Genomic DNA, 16,958 nt, shown 5'->3' with positions numbered 1-16,958 from the left:
GATCTCCCAACTGCGTGCTGCGCTGCGATCGGTGGTGGCCTGGTGCGGCCGGTCCACTGCTGGACGGACGCGGGTCCGGCCCGCGGGGAAGGATCGGCAGAGCGAGGCCCGCTGTCCGCTCATCACCCGCTGGCGACCTCTCCGCTGGTGGCCGCCGGCGACTCGAACGGCCGACGACCCGGTGAGGGGGTTTCCCGGCGGTGCGGCAGCGCGGCGGTCCGCCCCGCGCCGGGCCGGTCGGCTGCCAGGCGCGAGAGCACGCCCCGCGGGAGCCCGTGGACCAGCTCCAACCGCTGGCAGGCCGACAACGACGGCAGGGACACCCCGGTCTCCCACGCCCGGACCGTGCGGCCCGGCACGCCGATGCGACGGCCGAGTGCGGCTGCCGCCCAACCGGATGAGGAGCGCAGCGCGTGCAGCACCCGCGGCAGGTCGGCCGGCGTCCAGGTACGGGGATGCGGCACCGTGGGTAGCTGGAGGCCGGCGGCGGCGAGGACGGTCGGCACGGGGCGGCGCAGGCAGCGCGCCATCGGCCGGACCGCCGCCAGAGGAAGCGGCCGGGTGCCGTTCTCCCAGTGCACCACCGAGCGCCTGCTCACGCCGACGTGGTGAGCCAGCTCCCGCTGAGTCACGCCCGCGGCGCGGCGCAGCGCGGCCAGGGGCCGCTCCTCCGTGCTGTCGCGGGGTGGGCGGCACGCCAGCACCACGAGGGTGTCCGGGGCCAGGCCGAGGACGGCGGCGACGGTGGCCAGCCGGTCGGTCGGGACGCGCACCCGGCCGTGCTCCCAGGCGCTCGCCGCTGAGGCACCGATGCCGACGGCGGTGCGGAAGGCCCGTTGGGTGAACCCTCGATCGGCACGCAGCCGGCCGAGGCCGGGCAGGAGCACGCCGTCGGAGCGGTGCGACTTGCAGTGAGCGAGCATCCCGGCCAGGTCCTCGTTCGTCACCTCGAGGGCGGTGGCCAGCCGGGCTCGCGCGTCCGGCGACGGCATGCGCAGCCCGTTCTCCCAGCGGGAGATCGTGGCCGGGCCCACGCCGACCTTGCGGGCCAGCTGGGTCATCGTCAGCCCCGCCGCCAGCCGGGCCCGGCACAGGGGTGCGGCCTCCGTCCCTCCGGACGTGCGTGCCGTGCGGACCCGGTCCGGCCCCGCCAGCGCCCGGACCTCGCCGCTGCTCAGGTCCAGCACCCCGGCGACCAGCGCCAACTGCAACGGCTGCGGACGGACCCTGCCCACCTCCCAGCCACGGAGGGTGGTGTGCGCCACGCCGATCCGGCGAGCCGCCGCCGACCGACTCAGCCGCTCACGGTCTCGCCGCGACAGCAACACGTCGCCGAGATCCCGCCGGCCGCCGGCAACCGTCACCGGTGGGGCGGCCCGCTCCCCCACCGCGGTCGTGCCACGCTGATCAGACATCGGTGATGCGCACGCCGGCGTGGACCTTGTACCGGCGGTTGATCGAGACCAGATTGATCGTGAGCGCCTCCACCTGGCGGGCGTTGCGCAGCCGGCCGGCGTAGACGCCTCGCATGCCGGGCAACCGCCCGGCCAGCGCCTGCACCGTGTCGGTCGCCGCCCGGTCGTCGCCCACGACCAGGACGTCACCCTCCAGGGAGTGCGCGAGGTCCTCCAGCAGGACCGCGGACAGGTGGTGGAAGGCACCGACCACCACCGAGTCGGGCAGCAGCGCCGCCGCCTGCTGAGCTACCGACCCCTCCGGCACGTCGAGGGCGTACGCGCCCTGCTTGTCGAAGGCCATCGGGACAGCGCAGTCGATGACGACCTTGCCGGCCAGCGCCCCGGCCACCTCGGCCAGCGTGTCGGCGTGCGCGGCGAACGGCACGGCGATGATCACCACGTCCGCCTCACCGGCCGCCTCCAGGTTGGAGCAGCCGCCCACCGACACGTCGATGCCCTCGGCGGCGACCCCGGCTGCCCGCTCGGCCACCTCCTTCGCCACCGCGGCCGCCCGCTCGGCGTCCCGGGAGCCGAGGAGTACTCGCTGCCCCGCACCGGCCAGCCGCACCGCCAGGCCGCGGCCCTGCGGACCTGTGCCGCCCACGACGCCGACGAGGAGCCCGGTGACGTCCGTGAGGGGTTTGATCGGATCGGATTCCGTGCGGTGCAGTTGGGTCGTCATGCGTGTGTCTCCGTTTCTCGACCTCGTCGGACCGCCAGGGGCGGCTGTGCGTGGGATGGAGCTGGGCAGGGCAGTTCGGCAGCTGGCTCCGGGAGGACGGCCTTGCACGAGCAGGTCACCGCCGACGAAGCGCCTCGGCTTCGAGGCGCCGCGTCCGCCGGACGGCCGTCCCTACAGCGTCAGGCCTGGCCGTACACCGGTACGCGGGCGCCGCTGATCGGGGCAGCGTCCGGTCCCGCCAGGAAGGCGATGACCGTCGCCACAGCCTCGCGGGACACTGCCCGGGCGGCGAGGGCACGGGTTCCGGCAAAGGTCTTCGAGACGCTGCGGACCGACACCGCCACGCCGGCATTGGGGACCGTGGACTTCTCGAGCGGTGGGGGGGCTACAGCCATGGTGTCCTCGCGAGTGTGGGAATCTAGCCATCCGTTTGGCAGGTGACTAAGACGTGCGTCGGCACAGCACCTCTGCCGACTGGAGCTCCGTCCTGCCGTCAGGCCAGACGTCCTCCGTCGATCACGAGGGCGGTGCCGTTGACGAAGCTCGCCTCGTCGGAAACCAGCAGCCCACGGCATCCGGGACCTCCTCGACGCGGCCGTACCGGCCCGGCGGGATATCAGGAGGGGTCGGGCACCGCGACGAGACGCCCTTGGACACCGCCCTGGCGCAGACGCTCGATGCCTTGGTCGATCTGGGAGAACGGGAGGGTAGAGGTGACGATCTCGAGGTCACCGGCCGCCATCAGCTCGTACACGCTCGCCGTGTCCGCCTTCTTGCCACCGAGCGAACCGACGAGCTCGATCTGCTTGGAGACAAGCGTCTGAGTCGAGATGGTCATGTCGGGCGCGCCCATCCCGACCTGGACGATCCGGCCGCCGGCGTTGATCGCCTCGACGGCCGCAGCGGTCGTCGTCCCGAAACCGGCGAAGTCGACGATGACATCGAGACCGAAGTCCGCCAGCTCCTTGGCGTCGCTGACCACGGCCGTCACCCCGGCCGCCAGACCGGTCTCGTGCTTGGCGTTGTCGACCTCAGCTGCATAGACCTCGGCGCCTGCGATGACGGCGATGCGCGCGCCGGTGAGACCGAGCCCGCCGAGGCCGATGATCCCGACCCTGGTGCCGGCGGTGACGCCTCCGACGACCATCACGGCGTGGTACGACGTCATCCCGGCATCGGTGCCCGAGGCCGCCTGGACGAAGGTGACGTTGTCGGGGATGGGGACGAGCTGTTCGACTTTGCCGATGCACTGGTCGGCGAAACCCCCGTCGAGCACGATGCCCGGCGCGTCGAGACCGTCGCCGGCGATGCCGACGCGGTCGCCGACCGCGAACCCGTCGACGTCCTGGCCCACCGCGGCGATCACTCCGGCGACCTCGTGACCCAGGACGATGGGCATCTGCTCCAGCATCCACGTGATGTGGCCGTCGACGAAGCCGACGTCACTGTGGCAGAGACCCGCGGCACGCACGTCGACGACCACCTGCCCGAGGCCTGGTGTCGGCGCGGGGAGCTCGACCAGACGGAGCGGGTCACCCGCTCCGGTGAACTGCCAGGCACGCATCGCTGGATCCTCTCGATCACTGGCGCCACCGGTGTGGCCCACGTCATGTGGCGGGAACATATCGACCAAACGACTGTTTGACAACGAAATGCGAGCATCAAATCCCATGACCCCTTGCAGCGACACTCCCGATCGGTCCTCGCTCACCGGGCGGACCGCCCTCGTGACAGGAGGCGCCGCTGGCATCGGCGCCGCGTGCGCCACCTCCTCGCCGCCCGTGGCGCCACCGTCACGGTGGCCGACATCGATGCAGCTGGTGCCGAGGCTGTGGCCCTCCAGCCTCGGCAACGGGTCCGTCGGCATCCCGTTCGACGTCCGCGACCATGTCGCCGTCGCGGCCGTCGTGCGCGACATCGTCGAGTCATGGGGTCGACTCGACGTCGCGGTCAACAACGCCGGCGTGGGTGTACCGGTCCCTCACGACGTGGGCGGCACGACGTACGACAAGTGGCGCCATATCACCTCGGTCAACCTCGACGGAGTCTTCGTGGCGATGGCTGCGGGGCATGGGGGACGTGGGCGCCGGGTCGGTGGTCAACATGGGCTCCGTCGGCTCGTCGGCCGGGACAGCGGGGGCGTGCGCGTACGTCGCCAGCAAGCACGCCGTCCTCGGCCTCACCCGCACCGCTGCGATCGAGTACGCCGACCGCGGCGTCTGGGTCAGCATGGTCACGCCCGGCTACGTCGACACCGCCATCTCGCCGCGCACGCCCAGCAGAAGGCACGACTCGCAGCACTCCGCCCCCTCGACCGCCTGGCCGAGAGCTCCGCGGTGGCTGAGCTCGTCGCCTTCCTCGCCTCCGACGCCGCGTCGTTCGTCACCGGCTCCAACTACGAGGTCGACGGCGGCTACCTAGCCCGCCAGTCACCTGGGCGGCACAACGCCCGCCGGACGCAGGACTCCTGTCCGGCGGGCGCGCTGAGGTGAACGTCGATCCGCGAGCCGGAGCCAGGACCTCGACGCGTTCGAAGTGGGGATAGCCGGCCGGCCGGAACCAGCGCCTGGATACGCGGCGGCGCCAGGGCCAGGGCGCTCTCTCCTCGTCCATGCGCGGACGGTCTTGTCGGTGACGTGCTCAGCGTCGGCGGCCAGGTTGACCGGGAGGATGCGGGGGGTGGTCCCTATGGGTTTGGTCAAGCCGCCTGCGCGGGTTGGGACGGGTAGACGGTGCTGTCGCGGAGCATGGCGAACAGGACGTCGACCCGGCGGCGGGCGAGGCAGATGAGGGCGGCGTTGTGACGTTTGCCGGCGGCGCGCTTGCGGTCGTAGTAGGCCCGCGAGGTCGGGTCGGCCAGGGCGGCGAACGCGGAGAGGAACAGCGCTCTCTTGAGGTGCTTGTTGCCGCCACGGGGCGGGCGTTCGCCGCGGATGGAGATGCCGGACTTGCGGGTGACCGGCGCCAGGCCGGCGTAGGCGGCCAGGTGCCCAGACGTCGGGAAGGCGCTTCCGTCCCCGACCTCGAGCAGGATGCGGGCTACGGTCCTGACCCCCACGCCGGGCATCGAGGTCAGGACTTTGGCAAGAGGGTGGGCATCGAGGATCCTTGCCACCTCGGCGGCGATCTGTCGCCGTTGGGCCAGTACCTGGGCCAGCGAGCCGGCCAACCGGGGCAGCACCTTCTCCGCCGCAGCGCTGCCGGGCACCACCACCGTCTGCTCATCCAGGGCGGCCAGCAGGTCGGTGACCAGCTGCTCACCGACCCGGGGGGCGTCCTCGCCGGCGACGGTGAGCAGCCGACCGCGGCCGGCGGCGCGCAGCCCGGCCGGCCGGCCGAACCGGGTGAGCATCTCCAGCACGACGGCGGTGGCCACCTTCGGGCCGAGCACGCGCTCCAACGCCGGGTGGATCTGGGTGAGCAGGCCGCGGATGCGGTTGCTGATCCGGGTGGCCTCGGCGGCCTGGTCGTCGTCGAAGCCGATCAGCACGCCCAGCTCGGCGAGTACCTCCTCGCCGATGTCGACCCGACGCAGCGTGTGCGGCATGGTGCGGGCGGCCTCGGCGATGACGTAGGCGTCGCGGGCGTCGGTCTTGGCCGAGCCGGGATGCAGGTCGGCGATCCGGCGCATGGCCAGCCCGGGCAGGTAGGCCACCTGCAGCCGACCTCGCGGGCGACCGCGACCGGCAGCGCCCCGATGGTCGCCGGCTAATCCACTACGACTAGGACCGGCCCGTGGACCTGCAGGTCGGGAAACAGCTGGCGGAGCCGCTGCTCGTCTTGGGGCAGCGGAGCGTCGTGCAGCCGGGGCCCCGGCCGGGTCCAGCGCCACCGCGTGGTGGGCGACCTTGCCGACATCCAGCCCGCAGAAGACCGCGTAGCCGCTCTCATTCATCCATGCGCTCCCCGCATCTCCAGTTCTTGTCCTGGTCGGTCGAGCACTGGGTGCCGGCAGCCACGTTACGAAGAGACCAGCCCGCAGGCGGTCATGTCCCTATCAGCGGTCCACCAGTGCCGCCAGGCCTGGTGACAACACCCCCCGGATCATCAACGACAGGGGCAATCAGTCATGCCAGGCCTGGTGACCAGGAGCTCCCTCATCGGATGCGGGAGAAAGGGTACCGGGGTCGATTCACCGTCATCGGCCCGTCTCGGCGGCCACCTGGTAGGGCCTGTCCCGCGAGCAGGAGGCGCCGAGCGGCCTACGACTCGTTCCATGGCGAACCAGCCTGGCATGAGGGCGATGAGGGCGTCGGCCAGGTCCCGAGCGGAACAGTTCTCGGGCCTCGCCAGCCAGTCGCACACCGATGCGACGACCGCGCCGGCGATGAACACGGCCGCTCGTCGGCTGTCGACGTCGTCCGGGCGGCCTGGCGACGTGGCGATGGCCTCCTCGAGCTGGTCTGCCAGGGCGAGGTACAGCTCCTCGCGCGCCCGACCGGCGACCCGCAGGCCGCGCCGTCGATCAAGGTCACCGACACCACCGGCACACGCAGCTGCGCAGTCGGGCATACGACGGTCGTCGCTCAGCCCCGGTCGGCGTCGATCGACGCCGACGTTCGGTGTGGGTGCCACTGATGTCCACACCGATCGAGTAGCCGGAAGCAGGTGCCTTCTCCGTCACCGCAATCTTCCTGTAGACATACCGGGCCAAATAAGTTGACCAAACGTCTGGTTGATGGACGAACGTAGCCTGGGTCACACATTTGTCAACCCCCGCGGCAACGCTCCGGACCCCGCGCCGAGCTCACGTCTTGACTGCGATGGCCGAACGCCAACGTGCCCATGGGCGTCCGGACCATCGCCCACAGCGTCAGTGCATCGACACCCGGCCGGCTTCCAGGTCAACTGTTACCAGCCCCTCGCGCGCGGCGGCGGTGAGCATCCGGAGGGTGAAGCGCTCTCGCCTGAGCGCATGGACGGTCGTCACCGGCCGCTCTCGAAGCCACTCCACGAGCTCCCGCTGCGTTCTCCGTGGCGCACGCGGCAACGCGCGCCCCGTGACAACTGCAGGACACGAGCCCACCTCGTCGACTGCGCAGTAGCCGTGCAGGCGACAGGGAACGCGCTCGCCACTGGCCGGCAGGAAATTGCGGGCCTCGTACGCGAGCACGACCCCGCACTCGAGGGTCGCGATGAACATCCCCACTCCGTGATCTCTGGACCGTTACGGAACCGTCGGCACCGCCCTGGCCGTGAGCGTCGCGCTGGTCCGGCGGCGGACGACTCGCGGATCAGGGCGTTGACCGGTCACCTCGCCGGACCCTGGCGACGGGGTGCGTCGACCTGAGCGAGTCGGCTCGCCGGGGCACCCGCGGATCCCCGGCGCAACGATCCGCGGGTGCGCCACTCGAGGTTCATCACGCCGGCGGCGGGCATCGCCACGCTCGAGAAGCTCACCCCGCGAGCCCACGTCGAACTGACCCGCCTCGGCGACCGATGCCGGAGCACCACCAATGCGCTGGAGCAGCGCTACAGCATCCCGCTGCACGCCACCGGAGTCGGGCATCTGGTTGGAATTCACTGGGCCCAGAGCGGTACACCTCCTACCTGGGCTACGTGTCGTGACCGACGGGGGGCGCGACCTGGCTGCGCACGGCCGCGCGCGACACCTTGAGCCCAACGGTCCTGGGCAGCTGGTCGACAAAGACGACCCGGGTCGGCTTCTTGTAGCCGGCGAGTCGTCGACGGCAAGCCGCGACGACGTCCTCCTCGGTCAGGTCGCTGCCCGGTGGACGTACGACGACCGCGACTACGGTCTGTCCCCACCGCTCGTGCGCAGCGCCGACCACGGCACATTCGACGACATCGGGGAGCGCGTCGATGACCTGCTCCACCTCGGCGGGATAGACGTTCATTCCGCCGGACACGATGAGGTCCGTCCGGCGCTCGAGCACGACCACGCGACCGCGATCGTCGACGTGTCCAGCGTCGCCAGTGCGGAACCAGCCGTGCACGAACGTCTGGGCGTTCTGATCGGGGCGTCGCCAGTAGCCGGGCACGATCCCTGGCCCCTTGACCAGCAGCTCGCCGTCCTCGGCGCGGACCTCGTAGCCGGGCAGCGGGCGGCCGACCGTGGCCAGGACGCCGGGGTCGTCACGGGCGTCCTCGAGGTCGGCCACCGTGGTCGCCGTCATGAGGCCGCCGGAGTTCTCGGTCATGCCCCACCCCTCGACCAGGCGGGTCCCGGTCGCCGCGACCAGGCGGGCCAAGTGGTCGGGGTGTGCCTTCGACGCCGAATGCAGGATCGACCGGAGGGAGTCCAGGGCCTCGGGCCTGCGCTCGGCCGCGTCGGCGAAGTCGCTGAGCACCGGGCTCGGAAGGTAGGTGAAGGTCGCCTGGTCCCTCGCCACCCGATCCAGCAGCGAGTCGACGTCCCAGCGGCCCAGGAGGAGCACCCGGCCCCCGATGACCAGGTGGGACAGCACGTGCGCGGGCATGACCGACACGAACGACAGCGACCCGGTCAGGGCGACGGTGCTGCGCGGCACCAGCCGGTAGGCGCGCTCGTGCTGGCGCGCCACGGCGGCGGCCGAGGCGTGGGTGATCATCGCGCCCTTCGGCACGCCGGTGGTGCCACTGGTGTGCCCGATCGCGAGCAGGGCGTTCCCGTCCAGCTCCACCGCCGGTGGCCGGACGTCGCCGGTCGACACGACCTCGGCCCAGGCGAGCGTGCCGGCGGGCGAGGCACCAGGACCGATCCGGACCAGCGTGCAGCCGTCCAGCGCACCGTCGTCCCTCAGCTCCTCGACGGAGCCGTCCTGGCTGGACGTCCATACCAGCACAGCCGGTTCGGTGTCGGCCAGGATGCCGTGCACCTCGGACGCGGTGTACCGCGCGTTGAGGGGTACGACGACCAAGCCTGCGAGCGCGCATCCGACGTAGGCCTCGATGGCCGGGCGGCTGTCGTCGGTCCACATCGCCACCCGATCGCCACGGCGGATTCCACGGGCGTGCAGCGCATGGCCGAGGTGGGACGCCGCTGCGAAGAGGTCCGCGTACGTCGTGACCCGGCCGTCGGGGTCGACCACGGCCGGCGCGTCCGGGCGCTGCTTGGCGGCCCCGAGCAGCCGCTGCACCAATTCGCTCACCGCGACGCGGCGGGATTCTCGAGAGCAATTGCCAGGCCCTGGCCCACTCCGATGCAGATCGCGGCCACCCCCCAGCGCTCGCCCGACACGGCGAGGCGGTGCGCGAGCGTTCCGACGACGCGGGCGCCGGAGGCCCCGAGCGGATGCCCGATGGCGATCGCACCGCCCCAGGCGTTGACGACCTCGGGGTCGACCGGCCAGGCGTCCATGCAGGCCAGCGCCTGCACGGCGAATGCCTCGTTCAATTCGACCGCGCCCACGTCGGACCAACCGATACCGGCGGCCTTCAGGGCGCGCGCGGCTGCCTCGACCGGGGCGATGCCGAACCGCTGCGGCTCCAGAGCGGCCACACCGCGGCCGGCGACGCGGGCGAGTGGGTCGAGCCCAAGACCGGCACGCTCGCTCGCGAGCAGGAGCGCCGCGGCGCCGTCATTGAGGGGGGAAGCGTTGCCAGCGGTGATGGTCCCGTCGGGACGGAAGGAAGGCTTCAGCCGCGCCAGAGTCTCCGGCGTCGCGTCGCTCCGAATGCTCTCATCGCGCATGACCTCGCCGACCGGTACGACGAGGTCGTCGTACCGGCCCGCCTCCCACGCCTGGTGCGCGAGCCGGTGGGACCGGGTGGCGAACTCGTCTTGGCGGTCCCGCCCGATCCGGTACGCGTCGGCCAGCTGCTCGTTGCACTCGCCGAGGCTGACCGTCCACTCGGCCGGCATGCGCGCGTTGACCAGGCGCCAGCCCAGAGTGGTCGACACGGCGGTGACGTCGCCGGCCGAGAAGGCCCGCGACGGCTTGGGCAGCACCCACGGCGCCCGGGTCATGGACTCGACCCCACCGACGACCACCACGTCGGCGTCTCCCGTCTCGACGGTGCGCGAAGCGATGAGGGCCGCGTCCAGCGAGGAGCCGCAGAGCCGGTTGACGGTGGTCGCCGGGACCGACGTGGGCAACCCGGCCAGCAGCACCGCCATGCGGCCCACGTTGCGGTTGTCCTCGCCCGCCTGGTTGGCGCACCCCCACACCACGTCGTCGATGGACGACGGGTCCAGGGACGGCGCCTTGGCCAGCACCGCACTCAGCGCGTGCGCTGCCAGGTCGTCGGGCCGCTGGTCCGCGAGCACACCCCCGAAACGTCCGAACGGGGTGCGTGTCGCGGCGTAGATGAACGCTGCGCTCACGCGAGGTTCTCCACGACCATCGCCATCCCCTGACCACCGGCCACGCACATGGTCTGCAGGCCGTACCGGCCACCGCTGGTCCGCAGGCCGTTGAGCAGGGTGCAGGTGATACGCGCCCCCGACATGCCGAACGGGTGGCCGAGGGCGATCGCCCCGCCGTTGACGTTGACCTTGTCCAGCGGGACGCCGAGCTGACCGAACGACGGGACGACCATCGCCGCGAACGCCTCGTTGATCTCGACCAGGTCGAGGTCGTCCACGGTGAGCCCGGCGGCCGCGAGCGCCTTGCGCGACGCGCCGACGGTGCCGAGACCCATGATCTCGGGCGAGAGCGCGAACACGGAGGTGCTCACGATGCGGGCGAGCGGGGTGAGCCCCAGCCGCTGTGCCGCCCGCTCGCTGGCGAGCAGCATCGCTGCGGCTCCGTCGTTGAGCGGGCAGGAGTTGCCCGCGGTGACCCGCCCGTCAGGGCGGAACACTGGCTGGAGACCGGCGAGCCCCTCAACGGTCGTGCCCGGACGCGGACTGTCGTCGGTGTCGACCACCGTCCCGTCCGGTCGCGTGACCGGAGCGATCTCGGACTTCCAGAACCCTGAGGCGGTGGCCGCGGCGGCGAGCTCCTGGCTGCGGGCCGCGTACTCGTCCATCTGCTGCCGGGTGGTTCCGGTGAGGTCGGCGACGTTCTCGGCGGTCTCCCCCATGCCGAGGAAGACGTCGGGTAGCGCGCCGCGCTCACGGGGGTCCTGCCACGGCTGCACCGGCGCAAGGCCCTGGAACGCCCGCGGTCGCTCGTCCGGTAACGGGTCGGGCCCCGGCTGCCGGACGCGCGAGACGGACTCCAGCCCCAGCGACAGGTAGAGCTCACCGTCGCCGACCCGGATGGCGTGGTCAGCCATCCGGGTGGTCTGCATGCTCGAGGCGCAGTAGCGGTTGAGCGTCGTGCCCGGCACGCCGTCGAGGCCGAGCTCGACTGCGAGGACCCGGGCAAGATTCCCGCCTTGCTCACCGGCGGCCAGGCTGCAGCCCAGAAGGACCTCGTCGAGCTCGGCCGGGTCGAGCCCCGGCGTGTCGGCGAGAACCGCGCGCACCGCGGTGAGCAGGAGGTCCTCAGGGTGCACATCGACGAGCGAACCCTTGTACGCACGGCCGATCGGCGTCCTGGCCGCGGCGACGACGACGGTGTTGCCGGGCTCAGGCATGCTCGACCTCGAGGGCGTTCACGACGTCGCGGGTGAGGATCATCTGCCGCAGCGGGAAGTGCAGCCCCACCTCCCAGGTGAAGCCGAGGCCGCCCTGCGCCTGGATCGCCGTCTCCGCGATGTCGATGCAGCGGTCCACGGCGAACAGCGCGCCCCGGAACGCCTCGTCGGGCCGCTCTGCGCCCCAGATGACCGCCGTCTCGGCGAGCTCGGCGTCGATGGCCGCATCGGCGAGCTGGTGCTTGACCGCCTGGAAGGAGCCGATGGGCTTGCCGAACTGCTCACGCTCCTTGACGAAAGCGAGCGTGTCAGCCAGCAGCCGCTCGGCCATGCCGGTCGCGGCCGCGGCCAGCGTCACCGCGATCTCACGCGCCACGACGGCGGCCAGCTCGGTGTGCACGTCGGCCTGGATCCCGCGGCTGGAGATCGCCAGGGTCTCCGGCGTGCCCTCCGGGACCGGGACGAGCTCGTCGCTACCGCGCCCGAGCCCGGTCGCCAGCACGACCCCCGGCACCTGGCCGAACGGCACGTACGGCGCCGCACCCCCGGGAAGGGGGAGGGCGATGGTCACCGGGCCGGCGTGCGCCGCGGCGGCCGCGGAGTGCCGCTTGGCCAGCAGAGTGGTGACCAGCGGCTGCTGAACGCAGCCGTGGCCCCATGCCCGGGCCAGCTCGACCAGGTCGCGCAGGCTTGCCCCCTCGCCGTCGTCCAGGACGCCGAAGACGTCCCAGCCGCCGTCGGAGATGGTCTGCCACGAGATCGGCGGTTCGCCCTCGGCGTACGTCGCGATCGGCGCGCCCTTGGTGCCGCGGCGCAGCAGCTCGCCGACCCCCTCGGCAGCGGCATCGCCGAGCTCGGAGGGCTGGGTGGACATGGTGTGGACGGTCTCGTTCATCGGGGCAGCCCCAGCACTCGTTCGGAGAGGATGTTTCGCTGGATCTCGTTGGTGCCGGAATAGATGCTCGCGGCCCGGGCCTCGAGGTACTGGTACTGCCAGTGGTCACGGTCGGCCGCCGGCGAGACCTCCAGACCGAAGCGGGTGACGTCCTGCCACAGCTCGCTCCACATCACCTTGAGCACCGAGGCCGAGCGCAGCAGCCGCTCCGGGTCCCCCACCTCGCGGTCCACGACCTTGGCGAGTTGCCAGCGCAGCAGCTCCGCGCGGACGTCGAGCTCGCGGAGCCGGGCGGTGAGCGCGGGCCGGTCACCGACGGTGCGGATGAGCAGGTCGACGTCGGAGCGGATCTCGACGTACCGCGACGCCGTCTCCACCCCGCCGCGCTCGTCCCCCAGCACCCGCATCGCGACCTTCCAGCCCTCGCCGTCCTCGCCGACCCGGTCGGAGTCTGCGACGAAGACGTCCTCGAATCGGGTCTCGGCGAAGTGCACCGCCCCGGAGATCTGCTTGATGTCGCTCAGCGTGATCCCGGGCTGGTGCATCCCGACGAGGAACATCGACAGGTTGCGGTAGCGGGGGGCGTCGGGCTGGGTCTGGGCCAGGACGAAGCACCAGTCGGCGTGCTGGGCGAACGACGTCCAGGTCTTGCGCCCCGACAGCAGGTAGCCGCCCTCGACCCGGCGCGCCCGGGTCTGGATGTTGGCGAGGTCCGATCCCGCCTCCGGCTCGGAGAAGCCCTGACACCAGACCTCGTCGCCGCGCATCAGGGGCGGGAGGTACTTCGCCTTCTGCTCGGCTGTTCCGCTCTTGATGAGCATCGGCGCGACCAGGGTCTTGCCGACCCGGGTGAAGCCGTCCGGCGCCTGAGCTTTTCCGGCGAGGACGTGGAATACGACCTCTTCAGCCAGGCCGAGGGCACAGCCGCCGTACTCGGCCGGGATGGAGAGGCCGGAGTAGCCGCCCTGCCACAGCTTCCGGTCCCAGTCCCGGCGCAGCTCGTCGGACTCCTCGTTGGACAGCCGGCCGCGGCTCTCACGCCAGCGAGCCGGCACGGACTCGGTCAGCCACTTCTCGGCGCGTGCGGCGAAGGACTCGAGGTCCAAGTCCGGCACGCGTACGACTGATGCGGTCATGTTCTCCCTCTCACCAAACGATGGTGTGGCACAGGTGGACGGGGACTGGTGCTGGGGAAGGACTCACAGGACGGCCATGACGTTGGCCGGAGAGCTCACGCCTCCGACGACGTGCACGGGCACCGAGACGAGCAGGAACTCCCAGCGCTCGAGCTCGGCGCACCGGGCCGCCAGACGTTCGAGGTCGAGCAGCTCCATGAGCGCCAGGCCGAACGCGGGCAGCACCCGCCGATGCAGCGACCCCGCGGCCCGGTCACCCGGCCCGTTCTCGACCGCGGGGTTGTCGCAGCCGAGCAGTGCGACCTGGGCGTTCCACAGGAACCTGGCGGTGTCCTCACCGGCGTGGAGGCCGTTCCAGCTGGCCGCACCGCGGGCTCGCGCCCCATCGTCCGCCGCCAGGTAGGCGGCCGCCCAGCCGGTGCGCACCAGGAGCGCGTCGCCGGGACGCAGCTCGACGCGCTGCTCCTTGGCCACTGCGAGCAGCTCGTCGGGGTGGACCGGGTCGCCGAGGAAGGGGTCCCGGGCCGTCCCCGTGGCGGTCCGGCTCCGCTCGACGTCGAGCAGCACGCCGCGGGCCGCGATGCCTCGACGGGCCCAGTGGTGCATGCCGGAGCGTTCCCGCGCCTCGTCGGGCGAGGTGGCACCGCCGAGGAAGCCGTGCTCACGGGCGCGGACGTGGGCCAGGCCGTCGAGCTGCGAGGAGGCCTGCGGGTTGAGCTCGGACAGGACGTCCTCGAGTTCGTTGCGCCCCGCTTCCACGACGGTGTGCTCCACCTGCCGTCGCCCGAACAGCGGCGGGTCGAACGCGTCCACCGCGAGGTTGAGCGGGATCGTCTCCCCCGTGCGGACCTGGTGGGCCGCCTCGCGGACCATGTCGGGGGTGACGTTGGCGATCGACCCGATGTCGTACGGCACGACGCCCCAGCCGTGGCGCACGCCGGTCCCGTCGAGCTCGGGCAGGTCGTCGAAGGCGGGCCGGGCGGTCACCGGGTTCGCCCCTGCACGGGGTGCACGCCGAACTGTTCGACGAACGGCGCGTTGAAGTCGGCGATGGCCTGCTTCAGCCCCACCTGCTTGATCCGTTCCTGCACCGCCTTGACCTCGGGGGTGAGGTGGAGCAGCGCGTCGGTCTCGGCGCCGGTCCGGGCGTAGGTCAGCAGCCCCTGCAGCTCCTCGGTGCGGTTGACCGCCTCCTTCTTCAGCCGGAGCAGCGGGGCCGGGGTGCGCGCGATGGAGTGGGCCAAATGCCGCACGTGGTCGGCCAGACACTCGGCCGGGACCGCCTCGGCCGCCCAGCCCCACGCAACCGCGGTCGCCCCCGAGATTCTGCGCCCCGCGTCGAACGACATCAGCTTGGCGCGCTGGGCGCCGACGCGGTGTGCCCACAGCGGCGAGAGGTAGCCCCCACCGAGCGGGAGCGCGGGCGAGGTCATGATCGTGGCGTCCTCGGCCACGATGGTGATGTCGCACATCGAGGCCAGCTGGGCACCGCCGGCCACGCAGTGCCCGTGCACCTGAGTGATGACCGGCTGCGGGTGGCGCCACACACGGGTGAACAGCTCGATGTTGCCCAGCAGCCGGTCTCGGTCCTGGACCGGGGTGCGTTCGGCGGCGTACCCGACCTCGGCCGAGTCCGGCGCGACGTCGTACCCGGCGCAGAATGACCGCCCGGCACCTCGGATCACGACGACACCGGCATCGGTACGGGCGCTCTCGTCGAGGGCCTCCCCCAGTCGCTCCAGGAGCTCGTCGCTGAGGGCATTGAGCCGCTCGGGGCGGTTGAGGGTCAGGTAGGTGACGGGGCCGTCACGGTCGACGACCAGGAGGGCGTCGCTCATGCGTTTCCCTTGCGGGCGGTGAGCGAGAAGGCCGGCGTCGACACCGAGAACGACCGGCTCCCGCCCGGGTCGGCGAGCAGGTCGGTAATCGCGTTCACGATGTTGTTGGCGCTGCGCCGCGGATCGGTCCGGACGGGACCGGCCGCGAGCATGCCGTCGACCTCCTCGTCGGAGAACATGAAGCGCAGCAGGAGCTCCTCGTCGGAGATGCCCGGCGCGAAGCGCCTGCGGATCTCCGCCAGGCTCGGGTCAGGGCGCTCCCAGTCCTTCAGCTTCGCCGCACGAGGGCTGGAGAGGATCTTGTCCAGGACGTCGGGCGCGATGGGCGCAGGAAGTGGGCCGTAGTGACCGAGCGCGTAGTGCACGACCTCATCCGGGACCATGGAGTAGGGCTGCCCGGTGATGATGTTGAGGACTGCCTGGATGCCCACGAACTGCGAGAACGGCGTGGCCATGATCGGCGAGCCGAGATCGCGGCGTACCTGCGGGATCGCCTCGAGGACCTCGGGAAAGCGGTCGCCCATGCCGTGCCGCCCGAGCTGGTTGATCAGCGTGCCGGTCATGCCACCGGGCAGCTGGTGGTCGTACATCCGTGGGTCGTACTCGGCCATCTGTCCCGTTTGGCGACCCGCCAGGCGGGCCACCTCCTCGAAGTGGGCGGCCACCGGCGCGAACGTCGAGGTGTCCAGGCCGTGCGTGTGGCCCATGTGCTCGATGATCGGGACCATGCTCTCGGTCGAGGGCAGCGACGGGCCGTTGGCCATCGGGCGAGATGCGGTGTGCAGGCGGGTGAACCCGGCCTTCACGGCCTCGATGTAGTTGTGCTGAGCCAGGCCGGTGGTGTTGTGGCAGTGCATCTCCAGTGGGATGTCGCCAGTCGCCCGACGCATCGCCGGGAGCAGCGTGGCCGCCCGGTCCGGGGTAAGCACGCCGGCGGCGTCCTCGACGTAGACCGACTCCACCCCCGGCCACGAGGCCATCTGGGCCGCGCGGGTGGCGAAGAACTCGTCGCCGTGGACGTCGGTGAGCCCGTACATGACCGCGGGGACGGGCTGACCTCCGGCCCTGGCGACCACGTCGACCATGTGGCGCATGACGTCCATGTCGAAGAGGCAGTCGTAGAGCCAGAAGCTGGTCGAGCCGTGCTTGATCAGCGTCTCGATCCACAAGTCGAGGATGGCCTGCGGCGTCGGGGCGAAGCCGACGCAGCTGATGGTCCGCAGACCGGAGCGCAGCTCGTTGCCGCCGAGGCCCGCGACGAGGAAGTCGAGCGTCCCCCAGGGGTCGTCGGCGTACTCACGCAGGAGCACGGTGAACATCCCGGCGCCGGTGAGGTCAATCGTGCGGTAGCCCGCGTCCTTCAGGTAGGGCAGTGCGCCGGCCGCCTCGAAGGCGCGCAGGCGCATGCCCCACAGGCTCTGCTGCCCGTCGCGGAGGGACTGGTCGACGAAGTCGATATGCATCGGTGCCTCTTTCGGGTTCGGC

Annotated in this window: 14 protein-coding genes and 1 pseudogene; 1 reads left to right on the top strand and 14 read right to left on the bottom strand. The window is 71.7% G+C overall.

Going from position 1 to position 16,958, the window contains the following annotated elements; translation table 11 throughout:
- Positions 1–122 precede the first annotated feature (122 nt).
- The 4 genes from BLW63_RS21795 to BLW63_RS21780 form a co-directional block, all read right to left on the bottom strand.
- Entirely contained in the window at positions 123–1,415 is a 1,293-nt protein-coding gene (locus BLW63_RS21795; RefSeq protein ID WP_091160940.1) for a helix-turn-helix domain-containing protein, read from the bottom strand.
- Complete coding sequence (gene npdG / locus BLW63_RS21790) at positions 1,408–2,139, bottom strand: NADPH-dependent F420 reductase (RefSeq protein WP_091160938.1); 732 nt, start codon at positions 2,137–2,139, stop codon at positions 1,408–1,410. The genes BLW63_RS21795 and npdG overlap by 8 nt, the downstream gene beginning before the upstream one ends.
- A gap of 179 nt (positions 2,140–2,318) precedes the next feature.
- Complete coding sequence (locus BLW63_RS27515; RefSeq protein ID WP_091160935.1) at positions 2,319–2,534, bottom strand: hypothetical protein; 216 nt, start codon at positions 2,532–2,534, stop codon at positions 2,319–2,321.
- Positions 2,535–2,755: 221 nt separating this feature from the next.
- Positions 2,756–3,703, bottom strand: a complete 948-nt coding sequence (locus tag BLW63_RS21780; RefSeq protein WP_091160932.1) for a zinc-binding dehydrogenase — start codon at positions 3,701–3,703, stop codon at positions 2,756–2,758.
- An 88-nt stretch (positions 3,704–3,791) separates the two neighbouring features.
- Between BLW63_RS21780 and BLW63_RS28800 the strand changes: the two are divergent.
- Positions 3,792–4,631 (top strand): annotated as a pseudogene (locus BLW63_RS28800) (SDR family NAD(P)-dependent oxidoreductase).
- A gap of 206 nt (positions 4,632–4,837) precedes the next feature.
- Here the strand turns inward: BLW63_RS28800 and BLW63_RS21770 are convergent.
- From BLW63_RS21770 to BLW63_RS21725, 10 genes are all read right to left on the bottom strand, one after another.
- A complete protein-coding gene (locus tag BLW63_RS21770; protein WP_244522721.1) occupies positions 4,838–6,034 on the bottom strand; it encodes an IS110 family RNA-guided transposase in 1,197 nt (398 codons plus the stop codon).
- Positions 6,035–6,952: 918 nt separating this feature from the next.
- Positions 6,953–7,282, bottom strand: a complete 330-nt coding sequence (locus BLW63_RS21765) for a hypothetical protein (protein ID WP_091160926.1) — start codon at positions 7,280–7,282, stop codon at positions 6,953–6,955.
- A gap of 412 nt (positions 7,283–7,694) precedes the next feature.
- Positions 7,695–9,230 (bottom strand): class I adenylate-forming enzyme family protein, encoded by a 1,536-nt coding sequence (locus BLW63_RS21760; protein ID WP_170856908.1) that lies wholly within the window; start codon positions 9,228–9,230, stop codon positions 7,695–7,697.
- Positions 9,227–10,405, bottom strand: a complete 1,179-nt coding sequence (locus BLW63_RS21755; protein WP_091160921.1) for a thiolase family protein — start codon at positions 10,403–10,405, stop codon at positions 9,227–9,229. Before BLW63_RS21755 ends, BLW63_RS21760 begins: the two co-directional genes overlap by 4 nt.
- On the bottom strand, positions 10,402–11,604 hold the full coding sequence (locus BLW63_RS21750) for an acetyl-CoA C-acetyltransferase (protein WP_091160918.1): 1,203 nt from the start codon (positions 11,602–11,604) through the stop codon (positions 10,402–10,404). The genes BLW63_RS21755 and BLW63_RS21750 overlap by 4 nt, the downstream gene beginning before the upstream one ends.
- Positions 11,597–12,478 carry an acyl-CoA dehydrogenase family protein gene (locus BLW63_RS21745; RefSeq protein ID WP_170856907.1) on the bottom strand — a complete coding sequence of 294 codons (882 nt, stop codon included), beginning with the start codon at positions 12,476–12,478 and terminating at the stop codon, positions 11,597–11,599. Before BLW63_RS21745 ends, BLW63_RS21750 begins: the two co-directional genes overlap by 8 nt.
- Before the next feature lie 17 nt (positions 12,479–12,495).
- On the bottom strand, positions 12,496–13,635 hold the full coding sequence (locus tag BLW63_RS21740) for an acyl-CoA dehydrogenase family protein (protein WP_091160914.1): 1,140 nt from the start codon (positions 13,633–13,635) through the stop codon (positions 12,496–12,498).
- 63 nt (positions 13,636–13,698) lie between these two features.
- A complete protein-coding gene (locus BLW63_RS21735) occupies positions 13,699–14,622 on the bottom strand; it encodes a cyclase family protein (RefSeq protein ID WP_091160912.1) in 924 nt (307 codons plus the stop codon).
- Positions 14,619–15,473 (bottom strand): enoyl-CoA hydratase-related protein, encoded by an 855-nt coding sequence (locus tag BLW63_RS21730; RefSeq protein WP_091160908.1) that lies wholly within the window; start codon positions 15,471–15,473, stop codon positions 14,619–14,621. The genes BLW63_RS21735 and BLW63_RS21730 overlap by 4 nt, the downstream gene beginning before the upstream one ends.
- Complete coding sequence (locus BLW63_RS21725; protein ID WP_091160905.1) at positions 15,470–16,936, bottom strand: carboxyltransferase; 1,467 nt, start codon at positions 16,934–16,936, stop codon at positions 15,470–15,472. The genes BLW63_RS21730 and BLW63_RS21725 overlap by 4 nt, the downstream gene beginning before the upstream one ends.
- Positions 16,937–16,958 lie beyond the last annotated feature (22 nt).

The sequence above is a fragment of the Geodermatophilus africanus genome (genome assembly GCF_900107105.1).
GTDB classification, from domain to species: Bacteria; Actinomycetota; Actinomycetes; order Mycobacteriales; family Geodermatophilaceae; genus Geodermatophilus; species Geodermatophilus africanus.
This window is presented reverse-complemented; position numbering and strand designations above follow the sequence as displayed.